The sequence below is a fragment of the Aquamicrobium segne genome, assembly GCF_042656785.1.
GTDB classification, from domain to species: domain Bacteria; phylum Pseudomonadota; class Alphaproteobacteria; order Rhizobiales; family Rhizobiaceae; genus Mesorhizobium; species Mesorhizobium segne.
Window position 1 is genome coordinate 61760 of the sequence record NZ_JBHSLL010000011.1, and the last position, 14739, is coordinate 76498.

The window sequence follows — 14739 nt, forward strand, 5'->3', positions numbered from 1 at the left end:
AGCGAAGCCGACTGGTCCGTGAACCTGAAACCCGCGCAAAAAACCGTGCCGGCAGGCGTTTTTTATCCTGCAGCACAAAGCTCTTATAGCTCGGGTTTCCAAACAGCTCTTCCATCCCCTGTTTCATACCAATATTTTGGCCGTGCGGCAATTGCCCTGTCTCAAAGCCAGCCCTGAAACGAAAAAGGCGGCCGGAGCCGCCTTTGGTCTGCTACACGCAAAAACTGCTTATTCAGCCGATGCAGTCTCAGCCGCAGCAGCTTCAGCAGCAGCCTTTTCAGCGGCTTCCTGTGCAGCCTTTTCAGCAGCCAGCGCCTGGGCAGCAGCAATCTTCTCAGCCTCGATGCGGGCCTTTTCAGCGTTGATGGCCTCGCGCTCGGCTTCGTTCAGCTTGCGGGCGCGCACGCCGGTATTTTCGGTAATACGTGCCGACTTGCCGCGGCGATCACGCAGATAATAAAGCTTGGCGCGGCGAACCTTGCCGCGGCGAACCACATCAACGCCCTCAACCATTGGCGAATAGACCGGGAACACACGCTCCACGCCTTCGCCATAGGAAATCTTGCGGACGGTGAAATTCTCATGCAGGCCAGCACCGGCGCGCGCAATGACAACACCTTCATAAGCCTGCACACGCGTGCGGGCGCCTTCGGTAATGCGCACATTGACGCGCACCGTGTCACCGGGCTGGAATTCGGGCAGCTTACGCTTTTCTTCGATTTTGGCGACCTGTTCGGCCTCGAGCTGACGGATAATATCCATCTTTAAATCCACTTCTTGTTCTTCCGACAGTCAGAGCGCCCTGCACTTGCCACAGCAGTTTTTTTCACCGCTGGGCTATGCCGTCAGCCCGCAAGGCATCTGGCAGGGGCGGCTACACCGTACCTCTATGTGACGGGTTGACCTGAACCAAAGGACACTTCATTCCTTCAATCCCGGTCGGGCGATACACTATTGCAAAGACTTTGTCACGGGGCAGTCTCTATCTTTATTGTCAGTTAGCACCAGCAGCCGCCGCCAGCGCAATCAGACCCAGTGCAATTACGGCCAGTTTCCAGAAATCCGCACGCCGCCTCAAACCGGGCAGGCCAAGCGGCCTGATGAGATGAACTGCCATCATGGCAAGGATCAGATAAGCAAAAATCTTGGTCATGGTCTGTTTGAGCAGCGGCTGTGCAATCTGTCAAAGCCTGTATTGAACCAGCTCATATATTATGATGCAGCTTGACATCAGCGTCCCGGCATAATCTTTCCTTGGCAGCAACCCAACGCCCATAACGGCGTTTTCCTTGGAATTTGGGAAAACCATGCTGACACTGCCCCAGACACTTTCTTTTTCCGTCATCATTTTGATGATGGCCGCCTTCATATGGGGGCGGCTGCGCTATGATCTGGTGGCTGTCCTGTCGCTGCTGACAGCCGTTGCTGTGGGCGTGGTGCCCTTCAATGAAGCGTTTTCCGGGTTCAGTGACGATATTGTCATCATTGTCGGCAGCGCCTTGCTGGTCAGCGCCGGTGTGGCGCGAAGCGGCATCATGGAATATGCGCTGCAACGCTATGTGCCCGGTGTCAGTTCGGTGCGCATGCAACTGGCGCTGCTGGTCATCACCGTAGCGGTTTTGTCGGCTTTTGTGAAAAATATCGGCGCATTGGCCATCATGATCCCGATTGCCTTTCAGTTTGCCCGCCGCTCCAATGTCTCGCCCTCTGTCTTTCTGATGCCGATGGCCTTTGCCTCATTGCTGGGCGGGCTGATGACCCAGATCGGCACCTCGCCCAATGTCGTTGTGTCGCGCCTGCGTGAGGAATTGACGGGCGAATCCTTTAGCATGTTTGATTTTACACCGGTGGGGCTGGCGCTGACGGCTGCCGGTTGCGTCTTTCTGACCCTGTTTTATTTTCTGGTGCCAACACGTGAGCGCAGCGACAGCGGCCTTGATACCGCACTGGCCATCGAAAACTATTCGGCTGAAGCCCATATTACCGCGGATTCAACGGTCGCCGGCAAACCGCTTTCCGCCCTGTTGAAAATTGCAGCAGACGAGGCGGCCATCACCGCCATATTGCGTGAGGGTGGCGTGCGCATCGCCCCCTTGCCGGATACGATACTGCATGAAGACGACATTGTGCTGATTGAAGGTGGGCAAGAAGCCCTCGACCGGCTGGTGGCACAAGCCAAGCTGCGTGTGGGTGTGGGCCGCACCCAGAAAACAACCGATGAAACCATGACAGTTGAGGCTGTGGTTACGCGCAATTCCAGCCTTATCGGCTGGTCGGCCCAGCATCTGATGCTTTATGACCGCTTCAATGTGAATCTTCTGGCCGTATCGCGCAAAGGCACAAGGCTCAACCAGCGGCTGGGCAGCATCACGCTTGATTTCGGCGATATTGTCATGCTGCGCGGTGACAGTCACACCCTGCCACAATTTCTGAAAGATTTTGAACTGCTGCCACTGGCTGAAAGACAGGTGCTTTTGGGCAGTGTCCGGCGCGGCCTGGTGCCGGTGCTGATCCTGATTGCCGCCATGGGCACCACCGCGCTTGGCTTGCTGCCCATTGCCCTGGCCTTTTTTGCAGCAGCCGTCGCCATGGTGTTGTTTCGCGCCATTCCCTTGCGCGAGACTTATGATGCCATTGACGGGCCAATTCTGGTGATGCTGGCCGCCCTGATCCCGGTCAGTGATTCCTTGCGAACCACAGGCGCCACCGATGTGATTGCCACTTTTCTTGCCGATTTCGGCCAGATACTGCCCGGCTATGGCGCGCTGGCCTTGATGCTGATTGTGGCGATGATGGTCACGCCCTTCCTCAACAATGCGGCAACCGTGCTGGTCATGGCCCCGATCGCTGCCGGTTTCGCCAGCAATCTGGGCTATCAGCCCGAAGCGTTTCTGATGGCGGTTGCCATCGGGGCCGGTTGCGATTTCCTGACCCCCATCGGCCACCAGTGCAACATGCTGGTCATGGGCCCCGGCGGCTATCAGTTTTCGGATTATCCGCGCCTTGGCCTGCCGCTGTCCCTGCTGGTGATTGCGGTCGCCATTCCCATGCTGATGCTGGTCTGGCCGCTATAAAACCGCTCGCTTTACGGTGCCGGAATACCGCCTGAAAGCACGGTGGCATAATCATCGGCATCAATATTGCCGCCTGAAATAACGCACACCACATTGCCCTTCACATGCGGGCTGGCAAGGGCGGCCGCCAGTGAGGCCGCACCCGCCCCTTCAGCGACCACCCTGGCTTTTGAAAACAGAATGCGCATGGCATCTGTTACCTGTTCAAGGCTGACGCTGACCGCCCCGTCAATCAGCTTCTGTGCCACCGGCCAGATTTGGGGAAGAAGCGAAGGCCCGCCAATGCTTTTGATAAAGGACGGATTCATCTCGACATCAACAATGTGGCCTGCCCTCAAGGCAGCCGCAACCGGGGCGGCATTCTCATCCTCACAGGCAAAAATTTTTGCTTCTGGCTTTAGATATTTCAGGGCGCTGGCCAGACCCGTAATCAGCGATCCACCCCCATAAGGTACAAAAACGGCATCAATGGCGGGCAAATCCTGCGCAATCTCCAGCCCGATCGTGCCATTGCCGTCCAGCACCGCCTGGTCGATCACCGGATTGATCAGCAGTTCCTCCAATAGGGGACGATCAGCTTCGGTAATGTAGCGCCACCAGTCATCCATGCCGATAAAACGCACCTCACCGCCTAGCCTGCGCACACCATCGATCTTGGTCTGTGGCGCGCCTGCAAACATGTAAGCGGCCATTTTTACGCCAAGCACATGACTGACATGGGCCATGCCATAGGCCATATTGCCCGAACTGATGGTCGCCACGCCTTTTGACAGGCTGGCGCGATCACGCGACAGCATTGCATTGAGCGCGGGCCGCAGCTTGAAAGCGCCGATAGGCGACAATGTTTCGAGTTTTAAAAAGATGCGCCGGTCTGGCAGATCAAGATTGAGCGGCACCAGCGGTGTCGGCTCCATCCAGTCAAGCAGACGAAGTCTTGCCGCCTCCATTGCCTGCATGGTGGGACGTTGCGGATGGCTCATGCTGTCACTTTCCTGGAATCATGGCTTCAGAATATGGGCCAGCGTCGTCTTCATCGCCATCGGCATGAATATAAGCGCGCAGCGTATGGCCGATATGCTCTTCCATCAATTGGCGTGAGCGCTCAATATCACGATCAAGTGCGGCTTCCATCAATGCTGTGTGATGGTCAATGCCCATGGCCTCACGCAAGGCCACAACGGCCTTTTCATAGCCTTGTTGCCGTCCTTTGGCGGCGCGCAGTGTGGGCGCAAGGCCAAGGAAACGGTGGTGACGGCGGAGCTGGTCGGAAATCGTGGCATGAAAGCGCAACAGCCAGTCCGAACGTGCCGCGCTCAACAAGGCGTCATGAAAGGCTGTGTGTTTTTCATCCCAGTCATCAACCGCCGCTTCCGAGGGGTCATCGGGCGCTATTGCGCAGCGTGACAGGCGATAATGGCTGGTGACAACCGCCGCCTCCCATTCGCCATCGCCATGGGCGACCGATTCCAGCAGAAGCGGCAATTCCACCACCATGCGCGCCCGCGCCAGATCTTCCAGTTCCCTGCGCGATACCGGCGCAACGGCAAAGCCGCGATTGGAAATGGCCGTAACCAGTTTTTCAGCTTCCAGCCGTGACAGCGCCTCGCGCAGCGGTGTCCAGCCAAGGCCGTAAGCATCCCGCAATGCGCCAAGCTTGAGCGAAGCGCCCGGCTTCAGGCGGGTGGTCAGAATATCGCGCCGCAGCAGGCGATAGGCCGCTTCCGTCTTGCTTGGAACAGGTGTTTTTTCCTCCATCGCGCCATCCGCCTGCATCCAGCCCTCCCGCCGCACCTGCCCGCTGCGCCTGTACGACATGTATCGCAAATATATATAAAAGGCCATTTTGCCAGATTATATATGATTTAAGTCTTCATCTTGATCTATATATATATGTTTGACAAGGCATCCGAAGCCGCTATGATCGCCGACCAAGGCGAGGAAAAGCGCCGAATACCTGCATTTTGGGAGGGTTACTAATGATCAGGTCAAAAACCGGCTTGCTGTCCAGCTTGGCCATTGCCAGCGCCATGCTGGCCAGCGTTGCAGCAGCCTCTGCCGATCCTGTGCGCATCGGCGTCGCCAATTTTGGCGAGCACTCGCAGCTTAACATTGCCATTGAAGGCTTCAAGCATGCCTTGACCGAGGCTGGCTATGAAGAAGGCAAAGACGTTACCTACACCGTCAGCCACACCAATTTTGACGCCTCGCTGGTGCCGCAGATGATCGCCAAGCTGCAATCCGAGCAGCCCGGCCTGATCTACACCGTTACCACCCCGGTTTCACAGATTGCCCAGAAGGCGCTGGCAGGCTCGGGAATTCCGATTGTCTTTACCGCAGTCACCGATCCGGTTGCCGCCAATCTGACCCCTTCATGGGATGAAGGCGGCGAAGGCATTACCGGCTCATCCGACCTTCAGGATCTTGCCGCAGTGATGCAGTTTACCCGCGAATTGATGCCTGAGGCCACCCGTCTTGGCATTCCCTACAATCCGGGCGAGGCCAATGACGTTGTGCTGGTTGAAAACGCACGTGAGCTTGCCAGTGCTGCGGGCTTTGAGATCGTTGCTGTGGGCGTTGACAATATCAACGACATCCAGCAGCGGGTTGCCTCTTTTGCCGGCAAGGCCGATGTCATCTATGTGCCGACCTCCAACCTGTTGCAGCCAGCCGTTGCAGCCGTTGCAGCCGCAGCCCGCCAGGCAGGCATCCCGATCGTCAACGCCGATGATGGCGCGGTTCGCGATGGTGTGGTCCCGGCAAGTTTTGCCGTCAACTACACCAAGGTCGGCGAGAACGCAGGTAAAATCGCCGTGCGTATTCTCAAGGGTGAAGATCCCAAATCCATCGCCCCTTCCAAGCCTGCCTATGAAGATCACGTCATGGTGATTTCACGTAAAGCGGCCAAGGAATTCGGCCTTGAAATTCCCGCCGCGCTTGATAATTGCGAGTGCTTCGTCGACTGACGAATAAAATCATCCAAAAAGGCGGTGCGCTGACAGTGCCGCCTTTTTCCTGAAACCGCTCAACGCGCAGGAGTAGCGGATGCTGGAAGTCAGATCCGCGCGCAAGATTTTTTATCAGGGGCAGCCCGACGAGAAAATTGCGCTCGACAATCTCGATCTCACCCTCGCGACAGGCGAATTTGGTGTTGTCATCGGCTCGAACGGAGCTGGCAAGAGTTCCATGCTCAACGCCATTTCAGGCTCGCTGGTTCTCGATTCCGGTAAAATCCTGATCGATGGCGATGATGTGACCGCCATGCCGGTACACAAGCGCGCCGCAAGGCTGGCGCGGGTCTTTCAAGACCCGATGCGCGGCACCGCCGCCTCCATGACCGTTGCCGAAAACATGTTATTGGCTGAATTGCGGGCAAAAAGCCGCTCCCTGCGCCCCGGTCTTGATGCGACCCGTCTCGCCCGCTATCGCGAGCGTCTTTCCGTGCTTGGGCTTGGTCTTGAAAACCGGCTTGACACCAAGGTTGAACTGCTTTCGGGCGGTCAGCGCCAATCGCTGTCGCTGATCATGGCGGTCAGCGACCGGCCCGCTGTCCTGCTGCTGGACGAACACACCGCAGCCCTTGATCCACGCACAGCCGATATTGTCATGCAGGCCACGATCCGCACCGTTTCTTCCCTCAAGCTGACCACCTTGATGGTCACGCATAACATGCAGCACGCTGTCGATTATGGTGATCGCGTCATCATGCTGGATTCTGGCAAGGTGAAGCTGGAAATTGCCGGTGAGGACAAAAAAAATATAACGGTGGCGGACCTGATCGGCCATTTCTCGGTCAAGACTGACCGCATGATGCTGGCGAGCTGAAAAGACCATGGGCTTTATTGAAACCACCTTGTCGAGCTTCCTCTCGCTCATTCCCGTCACGCTGGCGCAAAGCCTGATCTTGAGCTTTGTCGTGCTCGGCATCATGATCCCGTTTCGGATGCTGAGCTTTCCCGATCTGACCAGCGAAGGCGCTTTTCCGCTGGGCGGCTGCGTCTGCGGTGTCATGCTGGCAGCCGATTTTTCACCAATTCCTGCCATTGCAGGCGCGTTGGCTGCGGGCTTCATTGCCGGTTGCTGCACGGCATTCATCCATCTGCGCTTCCGCATTCACACGCTTTTGGCCGGTATTCTGGTCATGACCATGCTCTACAGCGTCAATCTGCGTATCATGGGCCGTTCCAACCTGTCCGTCTTTGGCAACACCACGGTCTATGACTGGGTGCCCGGCCTTCAGGCAGGCTTTCCGGCTTCCAAAATCGTGGTGGCCGGCATTGTGGTTCTGCTGGTCTTTGCCTTGCTTTATTTTTACTTCAAAACCGAAAAAGGCACCGCCATGCGCGCCGTCGGCTCCAATCCCGACATGGCCGAAGCACAAGGTATCAATGTCTGGGCAGCCACCATTGGCGGCATCGGGCTGGCTGGCGCATTTTCCGCCACTGGTGGTGCGCTGATGGTGCAAAGTCAGGGTTTTGCTGACGTCAATATGGGCATTGGTGTGCTGATCAACGGCCTGGCGGCCTTGATGATCGGCGAAGCCATTACCGGCAAACAGACAGTGCTGCGCCAGCTTCTGGCGCCCTTTGTCGGCGCAATCGTCTATTATCAGCTTGTCTCGCTCTGCCTTGCTGCCGGTATGCCGCCGCCCGACCTGAAACTGGCCACCGGGATATTTGTGCTGGTCATGCTGGCGCTGCCCAGCATCAAACGGGGCCGCGGCCCTGCCATGGCAAAAGAAACATTCCGGGAATAGGGTCCGTTACACCCGCAAGGTCCTTTTTTTTTGAAATGCATTCGCACCACCAGATGATCCAGTCTGGTGGTAAAATGCTTCAGGAGGTTTCATGTCCGTCCTTCCCGATCTTGCTGCGATTGAAGCCCTCGACGCAGCCGACCCCTTACGTTCATTCCGCAACCGTTTTGTGCTGCCCGAAGGCGTGATCTATCTTGATGGCAATTCGCTGGGGGCTGCGTCGTCTTCCGCGCTGGCTGAACTGGAGCAGGCTGCCCGTCAGGAATGGAGCCAGGGTCTTATCCGCTCCTGGAACAAAGCTGGCTGGTTTGATCTGGGACTCAAGCTTGGAGATCGCATTGCGCGCCTGATCGGTGCGGCTCATGGCCAGACTGTGGTTGGCGACACCACCTCAACCAACATCTACAAGGCCTTGCATGCAGCGCTTGCCTTACGCCCTGACCGCAAGGTCATTGTTGCCGAAAGTGGCTCTTTCCCGACCGATCTTTATATGGCCGAAGGTGTGGTCGCCACCCGTGCAGGCACCTCATTGAAGCTGGAAGGCGTTGATGCAGCGTCAATCGAAGAGTTGATTGATGAAAGCGTGGCCGTGGTTTTGGTCAACCACGTCAACTATAAAAGCGGCGCATTGCGCGATATGGCCGCGCTGACCAAACGCATCCACGATGCGGGCGCCATCGCCGTCTGGGATCTGTGCCACAGCGTTGGTGCCCTGCCGGTGGAGCTTGATGCTGCGCAAGTCGATTTTGCCGTTGGCTGCACCTATAAATATCTGAATGGCGGACCGGGGGCACCAGCCTTCATCTATGCCGCCCACCGCCATCACAACCATATCCAGCAGCCGCTGTCGGGCTGGTGGAGCCATGCCCGCCCCTTTGCCATGGAAACCACCTATGCGGGCGCTGAAGGTATCAGCCGTTTCCAGTGCGGCACCCAGCCAATCCTGTCCTTGCGAGCGCTCAAAGGCGCGCTCGATGACTGGGACGATGTCGACATGCAGGCGCTGCGGGAAAAAAGCCTGGCGCTGACCGATCTGTTCATTGCGCTGGTTGAGGCCCGCTGTGGTGCTTACGGCGTATCGCTTGAAACGACACGTGAGCGGGAACGGCGGGGCAGTCAGGTGTCTTTTGCCCATGAAAACGCCTATGAGGTGATGCAGGCGCTGATCGAACGCGGCGTGATCGGCGATTTTCGTGCACCTAGCACTTTGCGCTTCGGCTTCACCCCGCTTTACACCAGCTATCGCAATGTGTGGGATGCGGTCATCATCCTGGAAGACATTCTTTCAAGCGGCATCTGGAAAGAGCCGCGCTTTGCCGTGCGCACCACTGTGACCTGAATTTTGCCGACCTGAATTTTTCCGACCGGAGAAACCGCCATGCTCAGCCGCCAGATCAGCAACTGGGACGATGCCTATACCAATGGCATTCATATCCCCGACGGTGACCGCTGGCCACAAGCCTGGGAAGAACCGGCACATCAATTTCGCACGCAGCTTGTCGCACAGGGTCGCGCCCAGCTTGACCTTGCCTATGGCGACAAGAAACGCAACCAGCTTGATCTGTTTTTGCCTGAAGGCGCACCGCACGGGCTGGTTGTTTTCATACATGGCGGCTTCTGGACAGCGCTCGACAAAAGCTACTGGTCGCATCTGGCCGCCGGGCCTCTTGCCCATGGCTATGCGGTGGCCATGCCTTCCTACACGCTCTGCCCGGATATTCGCCTCTCAGGCATTGTCGATGAAATTGCCTGTGCCATTGCCTTTGCCGCCAGCAAGGTTGATGGCCCTCTGATGCTGACCGGTCATTCGGCTGGCGGACATCTGGCAGCGCGCATGGCCTGTATGGATGCCCCGCTGCCCAAGCCGGTGCAGGCACGTATCCGCCATGTCGTCTCGATCTCCGGCCTGCATGATCTGCGACCGCTGATCCATATTCCCTATAATGATACAATCCGGCTGGATGAGGAAGAAGCACAGGCGCAAAGCCCGGCACTGTTACAGCCTTGCAAAAATATACGCCTGACCTGCTGGGCAGGGGCGGCAGAGCGCGCCGAATTCCTGCGTCAAAATGAATTGCTGGCCAATATATGGATCGGCCTTGGTGCGCGTACTCTTGCCGTTACCGAGCCGGATCGCCACCATTTCAATATCATTGATGGTCTGGCTGAACCAGACCATCCGCTAACGCTGACACTGCTTGAAAATTAAAAACGGATTGTACGAAAAACTATTCGTCGTCCCCGCCTTCGTCGCTATCGGCACCTTTGAGGGCCGAAAGCTTGGCAAAGACGGCATCAGCATCCAGTTCCTCATCTTCACTGCGCGGTGCCTGTGCCTGCGCCTGCGCCTGAGGCTCCAGACGCTCGGTCAGTGAAGCCGGAAGCAGCGTTTCACCGGCATGCTGGGCCACTTCGCGATTACGCGAAGCCCGCTGCACTTCAATATCGAGGTCGATCTGCGAGGTCAGGCCCAGTGTCACCGGGTCCATTGGCGCCAGATTGGCCGAGTTCCAATGGGTGCGGTTGCGGATCTGCTCAATGGTTGCCTTGGTGGTGCCCACCAGCCGTGAAATCTGCGCATCCTTCAGTTCAGGATGGTTGCGCACCAGCCACAAAATGGCATTCGGGCGATCCTGACGCTTGGACAGTGGCGTGTAACGCGGGCCCCTGCGCTTGGTTTCAGGCACACGAACCTTCGGCTCGGACAGTTTCAGGCGATGATTGACGTCCTGTTCGCCCCGCGCAATCTCATCGCGGCTGAGCTGGCCGGTCATCACCGGGTCCATGCCCTTGATGCCCTGTGCCGACTCGCCATCGGCAATCGCCTTCACCTCAAGCGGGTGCAAACTACAAAACTGAGCGATCTGATCAAAGGACAGCCCGGTATTATCGACCAGCCAGACAGCGGTCGCCTTTGGCATGAGAAGCGTATTTGCCATTGAATAAAATCCTCTCGTTCGCCCGCGTCCCTTTACGCGGGCGGTGGTTTGCAGGCCACCAAAATTGGGAAAATCTGTTTTTCTATAGCTGTGTTCCAGCCCAAGAGCAAGAAAATCCGCTACAAAACACCTGACACACAAGCGCCGGAACAGAAAGCCGAGAGGATGCTTTTATGTCAGGAAGGTTAGCAAGGTCAGGAATTCCGCTTATGCGCACCGCAGCATAAAATAGAAGATGCAGGCACAAAAACAAAACCCGCCAGACAAGGTCTGGCGGGCCTGGAGCCGGAGGCGCTGTTACCAGCGCCAGACATCAGCTCTTCTAAAGCCTGTCTCCCGAACTGGGAACCAGTTTCGGGATAAAGACATGCGTAAAAACAAAGGTTTAAAGCGGGTCTCGTAAATCTGAAAGATTGCGACACGCTTTAAAACACTCTGTAATCAAAGAGCAGCGCGGGCTACCGAAGGAATTTCCGAGCGGCTGATGCCCAGATCATTAAGCTCACGGCTGTTAAGACGGTTCAGCGCACGCACGGTTTCACTGTAACGGCGCCAGTTCTTGTAAGATTGAATGATATTCATACTTGCCTCCATAAGGTGTAAATCTGATACACCTTATATAGGCTTTTCCAGCCCTTACTTGAATGGACGCTTTTGCATAGCGTCCATGCGATTGTGCATTGCAACATAAGCCGTCATGCAACCTCAAGCACAATCTTGCCGATTGCCTGACCGCTTTCCAGCCGCTCATGTGCCTGCTGTGCCTCCTGCAAGGGAAAGATCATATCCATGACCGGGGCCACACGGCGGCTGGCAAGCAATGGCCAGACTTCTGTTTCAAGGGCGAGCGCCAGCCTGCCCTTGAACACATCGCTGCGCGGTCTCAATGTCGAGCCTGTATGCACCAGCCGCTTGGCCATAAGCCGTGCAAAGTTTGCACTTGTCTTTGCGCCGCCCAGAACAGCAATCTGCACGATGCGCCCTTCAATGGCTGCTGCGATATAATTGCGCTCGACATAATCGCCTCCCACCATATCAAGAATGACATTTGCACCCTTGCCCTGTGTTACTTGCCTGACCACGGATACAAAATCTTCCTCGCGGTAATTTATCACGCGCTCTGCGCCGAGCTTGACACAGGCTGCGCATTTTTGTGCCGAGCCTGCCGTTGCGATGACGCGCGCCCCACGCGCTTTGCCAAGCTGGATGGCCGTGGTGCCAATGCCGGAAGAGCCGCCATGCACCAGCAATGTCTCGCCTGCCTGCAATCTGCCGCGCTCAAACACATTGTGCCAGACCGTAAAATAAGTTTCCGGCACGGCTGCCGCCTCGTGAAAACTGAAGCCTGAGGGCAGTGGCAGAACATGACTGGCATGAACCGCCACATATTGCGCATAGCCACCACCGGCTGTCAGGGCGCAAACAGGATCACCAATGCGCCAGCGCCCGGCATTTTCGCCCAATGCGGCAACCTCCCCGGCCACCTCAAGGCCCGGAAGATCAGAGGCTCCGGGCGGCGGCGGGTAAGACCCGTTACGCTGGGCAATATCGGGGCGGTTGACACCGGCTGCCCGCACTCGGATCAGGATTTCATCCGGCCCCGCCTGCGGCACGGGTCGAAGCTGCGGTTTCAGCACTTCCGGCCCGCCCGGTTGTGAAATTGCAATTGCCGTCATTGTTTGCGGCAGTTCAGTCTTGCCTGTCATATGAAGTCCTCCTGCCAGTCCTGACCTTAAAGCGTGTCGCAATCTTTCAGATTCACGTAACCCGCTTTAAGCTTTTGTTTTTACGCATGTCTTTATCTCGAAACTGGTTCTCAAGTTTCGAGAGACAGGCTTTAAAATGACCAAAGCTATTTTGGAAGATCGTGGCAAGGCAGGATTTGAAAAGAACAACCATGGCAATCTTCAGCTTCGTCAAAGCTGATCCGGGCCTTGCATCAAAAGCGAAGGCCATCGTCGTCAACCGGGGAGACGGCCACGCAAAAGCCTGAAACAATCTGTGTGAATATCATCGAACGTGATTCGCTATCGGGCTGCCCATGTTTTCAACCTACAGACCTGTCTTGTCGCTTCTGCGCGGCACCGCTTTCCTGCTTGCGGCCTCCGGCCTGCATGGTCTGCTTTTGCCGCTGCGCGGCCAGATGGAGGGATTTTCCACCACTGCGCTTGGCCTGATCGGCACCGCCTGGGCGGCAGGCTTTGTGCTTGGCTGCTATTTTGCCCCGCGTATTGTGCGCCGTGCCGGTCATGTGCGTGCCTTTGGCACCTTTGCCGCCTGTGCAGCCATTATCGCCCTACTCACCGGACTGATCATCGATGAAGTGGCCTGGATCATTTTGCGCGTCTTCACCGGCTTCGTCATGGCCGGCGCCTATATGGTCATCGAAAGCTGGCTGAACGAAAAATCCACCAATGAAAACCGTGGCACTGTTTTTGCCCTTTACATGATGGTCACCTATGCCTCCGTCATGAGCGGGCAGATGATGGTTGCCGTTGGCAATATCAGTTCTGCCTCGCTATTCATGATCACCGGCATTTTCTTTTGCCTTTCCCTCATTCCCACTGCGGTTTCTACAGCCTCCCACCCGCTCCCCCTTCAGGATGTGTCGCTCGACCTGAAAGGCCTTTACGCCAATTCGCCGGTGGCCGCCTTTGCCTGCCTGCTGCTTGGTGTGGCCAATGGCGCCTGGGGCACGCTTGGTCCCGTCTATGGCGCCCGCATCGGGATTACCACAGTTGAAATCGCGGTGATGATGAGCATTGTCATGATTGCCGGCGCCTTTTCACAATTGCCCGCCGGTCGCCTGTCAGACCGCACCGACCGGCGCTATGTGCTGGTGGGGGCCTCCATGGGTGCCGCCCTGCTTGGGCTGCTGATTTTCCTATTTCAGCCCCGCTCGGGCGCCATGGTCTTGACCATGACAGCAATCTACGGCGCTTTTGCCTATACGCTGTATTCAATCGCTGTCGCCCATGCCAATGACCATGCAAACCCGGAAGAATTCGTCAAAGTCTCCGGCGGGTTACTGATCCTGTACGGCTTCGGCACGATGATCGGCCCCATGCTGGCTGCCGGCATGATGGAATGGTGGCGGCCTGAAAGCCTGCTTTTAACCACAGCACTGGCGCATCTTGCCATTGCCGCCTACACCATGTTCCGAATCAGAAAACGGGCGCCCATCCCGATTGATGAGCGTGAGGCCTTCACCACCTTGCCTGTCGAGCGGTCGATTACGCCCCAGTCTCTGACGCTCGATCCGCGGACAAAAAATGAAACCAATGGTTGAGTATTAAATTTATTTGACGCACATTAAAGCATGATGCTTGCCTATGCTTTCGTCGCAATCGCCGATCCGAACCGGCGTTACATTCTGGAGGAGCTTCGGCGCCACCCGAGAACTGTGACTGAACTCGCATCCGGCCTGCCAATTTCAAGACCTGCGGTTTCCCAGCACCTGAAAGTTCTGCTTGATGCCGGCCTGGTCAGCGTGGAGGCGCAAGGTACTCGCCGTGTCTACAGCATCAGCAGTCCCGGCTTCACGCAACTGAACCTGTGGCTTGATCAGTTCTGGAGCGGCAACCTTGTCGCAAAATAAATATCAATGAAAAAGGCCACCCAGAGGCGGCCTTTTTAAAGCTTGTGTTTTTACGCTCGTCTTTATCTCGAAACTGGTTCTCAAGTCTCAAGAGACAAGCATTAAAAAATCAGCCTTCCTTCGGCGTCAACACCTGACGGCCACGATACATGCCGGTTTTCAGGTCAACATGGTGCGGACGACGCATTTCGCCCGAATTCTTGTCCTCGACATAGGTCGGTGCCTTCAGCGCATCGGCTGCACGACGCATACCGCGCTTGGACGGAGAGGTTTTTCGCTTTGGTACGGCCATTTATATGCTCCGCTCTTGTTCGACAGCCTGCTTTGCCCTTAGTGCCAAGGGCCATCTGCAAGGCCAAATTCCAGATGAAAGTG

The 14739-nt window shown here is 56.6% G+C and carries 17 protein-coding genes; 9 read left to right on the top strand and 8 right to left on the bottom strand.

Translation table 11 applies throughout. From position 1 onward, the window contains the following. Positions 1-228: 228 nt before the first annotated feature. Together rplS and ACFPLB_RS02930 are read right to left on the bottom strand one after the other, a co-directional pair. Complete coding sequence (gene rplS / locus ACFPLB_RS02925) at positions 229-762, bottom strand: 50S ribosomal protein L19 (RefSeq protein WP_378227789.1); 534 nt, start codon at positions 760-762, stop codon at positions 229-231. A 232-nt stretch (positions 763-994) separates the two neighbouring features. Beyond that, positions 995-1153, bottom strand: a complete 159-nt coding sequence (locus tag ACFPLB_RS02930) for a hypothetical protein (RefSeq protein WP_378227790.1) — start codon at positions 1151-1153, stop codon at positions 995-997. Positions 1154-1310: 157 nt separating this feature from the next. Here ACFPLB_RS02930 and ACFPLB_RS02935 point away from each other — a divergent pair, with 157 nt between their 5' ends. After that, a complete protein-coding gene (locus ACFPLB_RS02935) occupies positions 1311-3074 on the top strand; it encodes an SLC13 family permease (protein WP_378227828.1) in 1764 nt (587 codons plus the stop codon). A gap of 11 nt (positions 3075-3085) precedes the next feature. On the opposite strand, the gene ACFPLB_RS02940 is transcribed toward ACFPLB_RS02935, so the two are convergent. Then, positions 3086-4054 carry a pyridoxal-phosphate dependent enzyme gene (locus ACFPLB_RS02940; protein ID WP_378227791.1) on the bottom strand — a complete coding sequence of 323 codons (969 nt, stop codon included), beginning with the start codon at positions 4052-4054 and terminating at the stop codon, positions 3086-3088. A gap of 4 nt (positions 4055-4058) precedes the next feature. After that, positions 4059-4829 carry a GntR family transcriptional regulator gene (locus tag ACFPLB_RS02945; RefSeq protein ID WP_378227829.1) on the bottom strand — a complete coding sequence of 257 codons (771 nt, stop codon included), beginning with the start codon at positions 4827-4829 and terminating at the stop codon, positions 4059-4061. Positions 4830-5050: 221 nt separating this feature from the next. Here ACFPLB_RS02945 and ACFPLB_RS02950 point away from each other — a divergent pair, with 221 nt between their 5' ends. The 5 genes from ACFPLB_RS02950 (at position 5051) to ACFPLB_RS02970 (ending at position 10036) form a co-directional block, all read left to right on the top strand. Next, complete coding sequence (locus ACFPLB_RS02950; protein ID WP_378227792.1) at positions 5051-6037, top strand: ABC transporter substrate-binding protein; 987 nt, start codon at positions 5051-5053, stop codon at positions 6035-6037. Positions 6038-6116: 79 nt separating this feature from the next. Next, a complete protein-coding gene (locus tag ACFPLB_RS02955) occupies positions 6117-6896 on the top strand; it encodes an ABC transporter ATP-binding protein (RefSeq protein WP_378227793.1) in 780 nt (259 codons plus the stop codon). 7 nt (positions 6897-6903) lie between these two features. Beyond that, the gene (locus ACFPLB_RS02960; protein WP_378227794.1) at positions 6904-7827 is read left to right on the top strand and encodes an ABC transporter permease; all 924 of its coding nucleotides are present in this window, start codon (positions 6904-6906) and stop codon (positions 7825-7827) included. 91 nt (positions 7828-7918) lie between these two features. Further along, positions 7919-9166: a kynureninase gene (gene kynU, locus ACFPLB_RS02965; RefSeq protein ID WP_378227795.1), complete on the top strand. Its 1248-nt coding sequence runs from the start codon at positions 7919-7921 to the stop codon at positions 9164-9166. Positions 9167-9205: 39 nt separating this feature from the next. Beyond that, positions 9206-10036 carry an alpha/beta hydrolase gene (locus ACFPLB_RS02970; protein ID WP_378227796.1) on the top strand — a complete coding sequence of 277 codons (831 nt, stop codon included), beginning with the start codon at positions 9206-9208 and terminating at the stop codon, positions 10034-10036. A gap of 19 nt (positions 10037-10055) precedes the next feature. On the opposite strand, the gene ACFPLB_RS02975 is transcribed toward ACFPLB_RS02970, so the two are convergent. From ACFPLB_RS02975 to ACFPLB_RS02985, 3 genes are all read right to left on the bottom strand, one after another. Beyond that, entirely contained in the window at positions 10056-10766 is a 711-nt protein-coding gene (locus ACFPLB_RS02975) for a DUF1013 domain-containing protein (RefSeq protein ID WP_378227797.1), read from the bottom strand. 441 nt (positions 10767-11207) lie between these two features. Beyond that, positions 11208-11348: a DUF1127 domain-containing protein gene (locus ACFPLB_RS02980; protein WP_378227798.1), complete on the bottom strand. Its 141-nt coding sequence runs from the start codon at positions 11346-11348 to the stop codon at positions 11208-11210. A 113-nt stretch (positions 11349-11461) separates the two neighbouring features. After that, a complete protein-coding gene (locus ACFPLB_RS02985; RefSeq protein ID WP_378227799.1) occupies positions 11462-12472 on the bottom strand; it encodes an NAD(P)H-quinone oxidoreductase in 1011 nt (336 codons plus the stop codon). A 161-nt stretch (positions 12473-12633) separates the two neighbouring features. Between ACFPLB_RS02985 and ACFPLB_RS02990 the strand changes: the two genes are divergently transcribed. Genes ACFPLB_RS02990 through ACFPLB_RS03000 form a run of 3 tightly spaced genes read left to right on the top strand, consistent with a single transcriptional unit; the run spans position 12634 to position 14364 of the window. Beyond that, positions 12634-12759, top strand: coding sequence for a hypothetical protein (locus tag ACFPLB_RS02990; protein ID WP_378227800.1), 126 nt, complete (start codon positions 12634-12636; stop codon positions 12757-12759). Positions 12760-12807: 48 nt separating this feature from the next. Beyond that, positions 12808-14055, top strand: coding sequence for an MFS transporter (locus tag ACFPLB_RS02995; RefSeq protein ID WP_378227801.1), 1248 nt, complete (start codon positions 12808-12810; stop codon positions 14053-14055). A 30-nt stretch (positions 14056-14085) separates the two neighbouring features. Beyond that, the gene (locus tag ACFPLB_RS03000; RefSeq protein ID WP_378227802.1) at positions 14086-14364 is read left to right on the top strand and encodes an ArsR/SmtB family transcription factor; all 279 of its coding nucleotides are present in this window, start codon (positions 14086-14088) and stop codon (positions 14362-14364) included. Between the two features lie 109 nt (positions 14365-14473). On the opposite strand, the gene rpmF is transcribed toward ACFPLB_RS03000, so the two are convergent. Further along, positions 14474-14656: a 50S ribosomal protein L32 gene (gene rpmF / locus ACFPLB_RS03005; RefSeq protein WP_378227803.1), complete on the bottom strand. Its 183-nt coding sequence runs from the start codon at positions 14654-14656 to the stop codon at positions 14474-14476. Positions 14657-14739 lie beyond the last annotated feature (83 nt).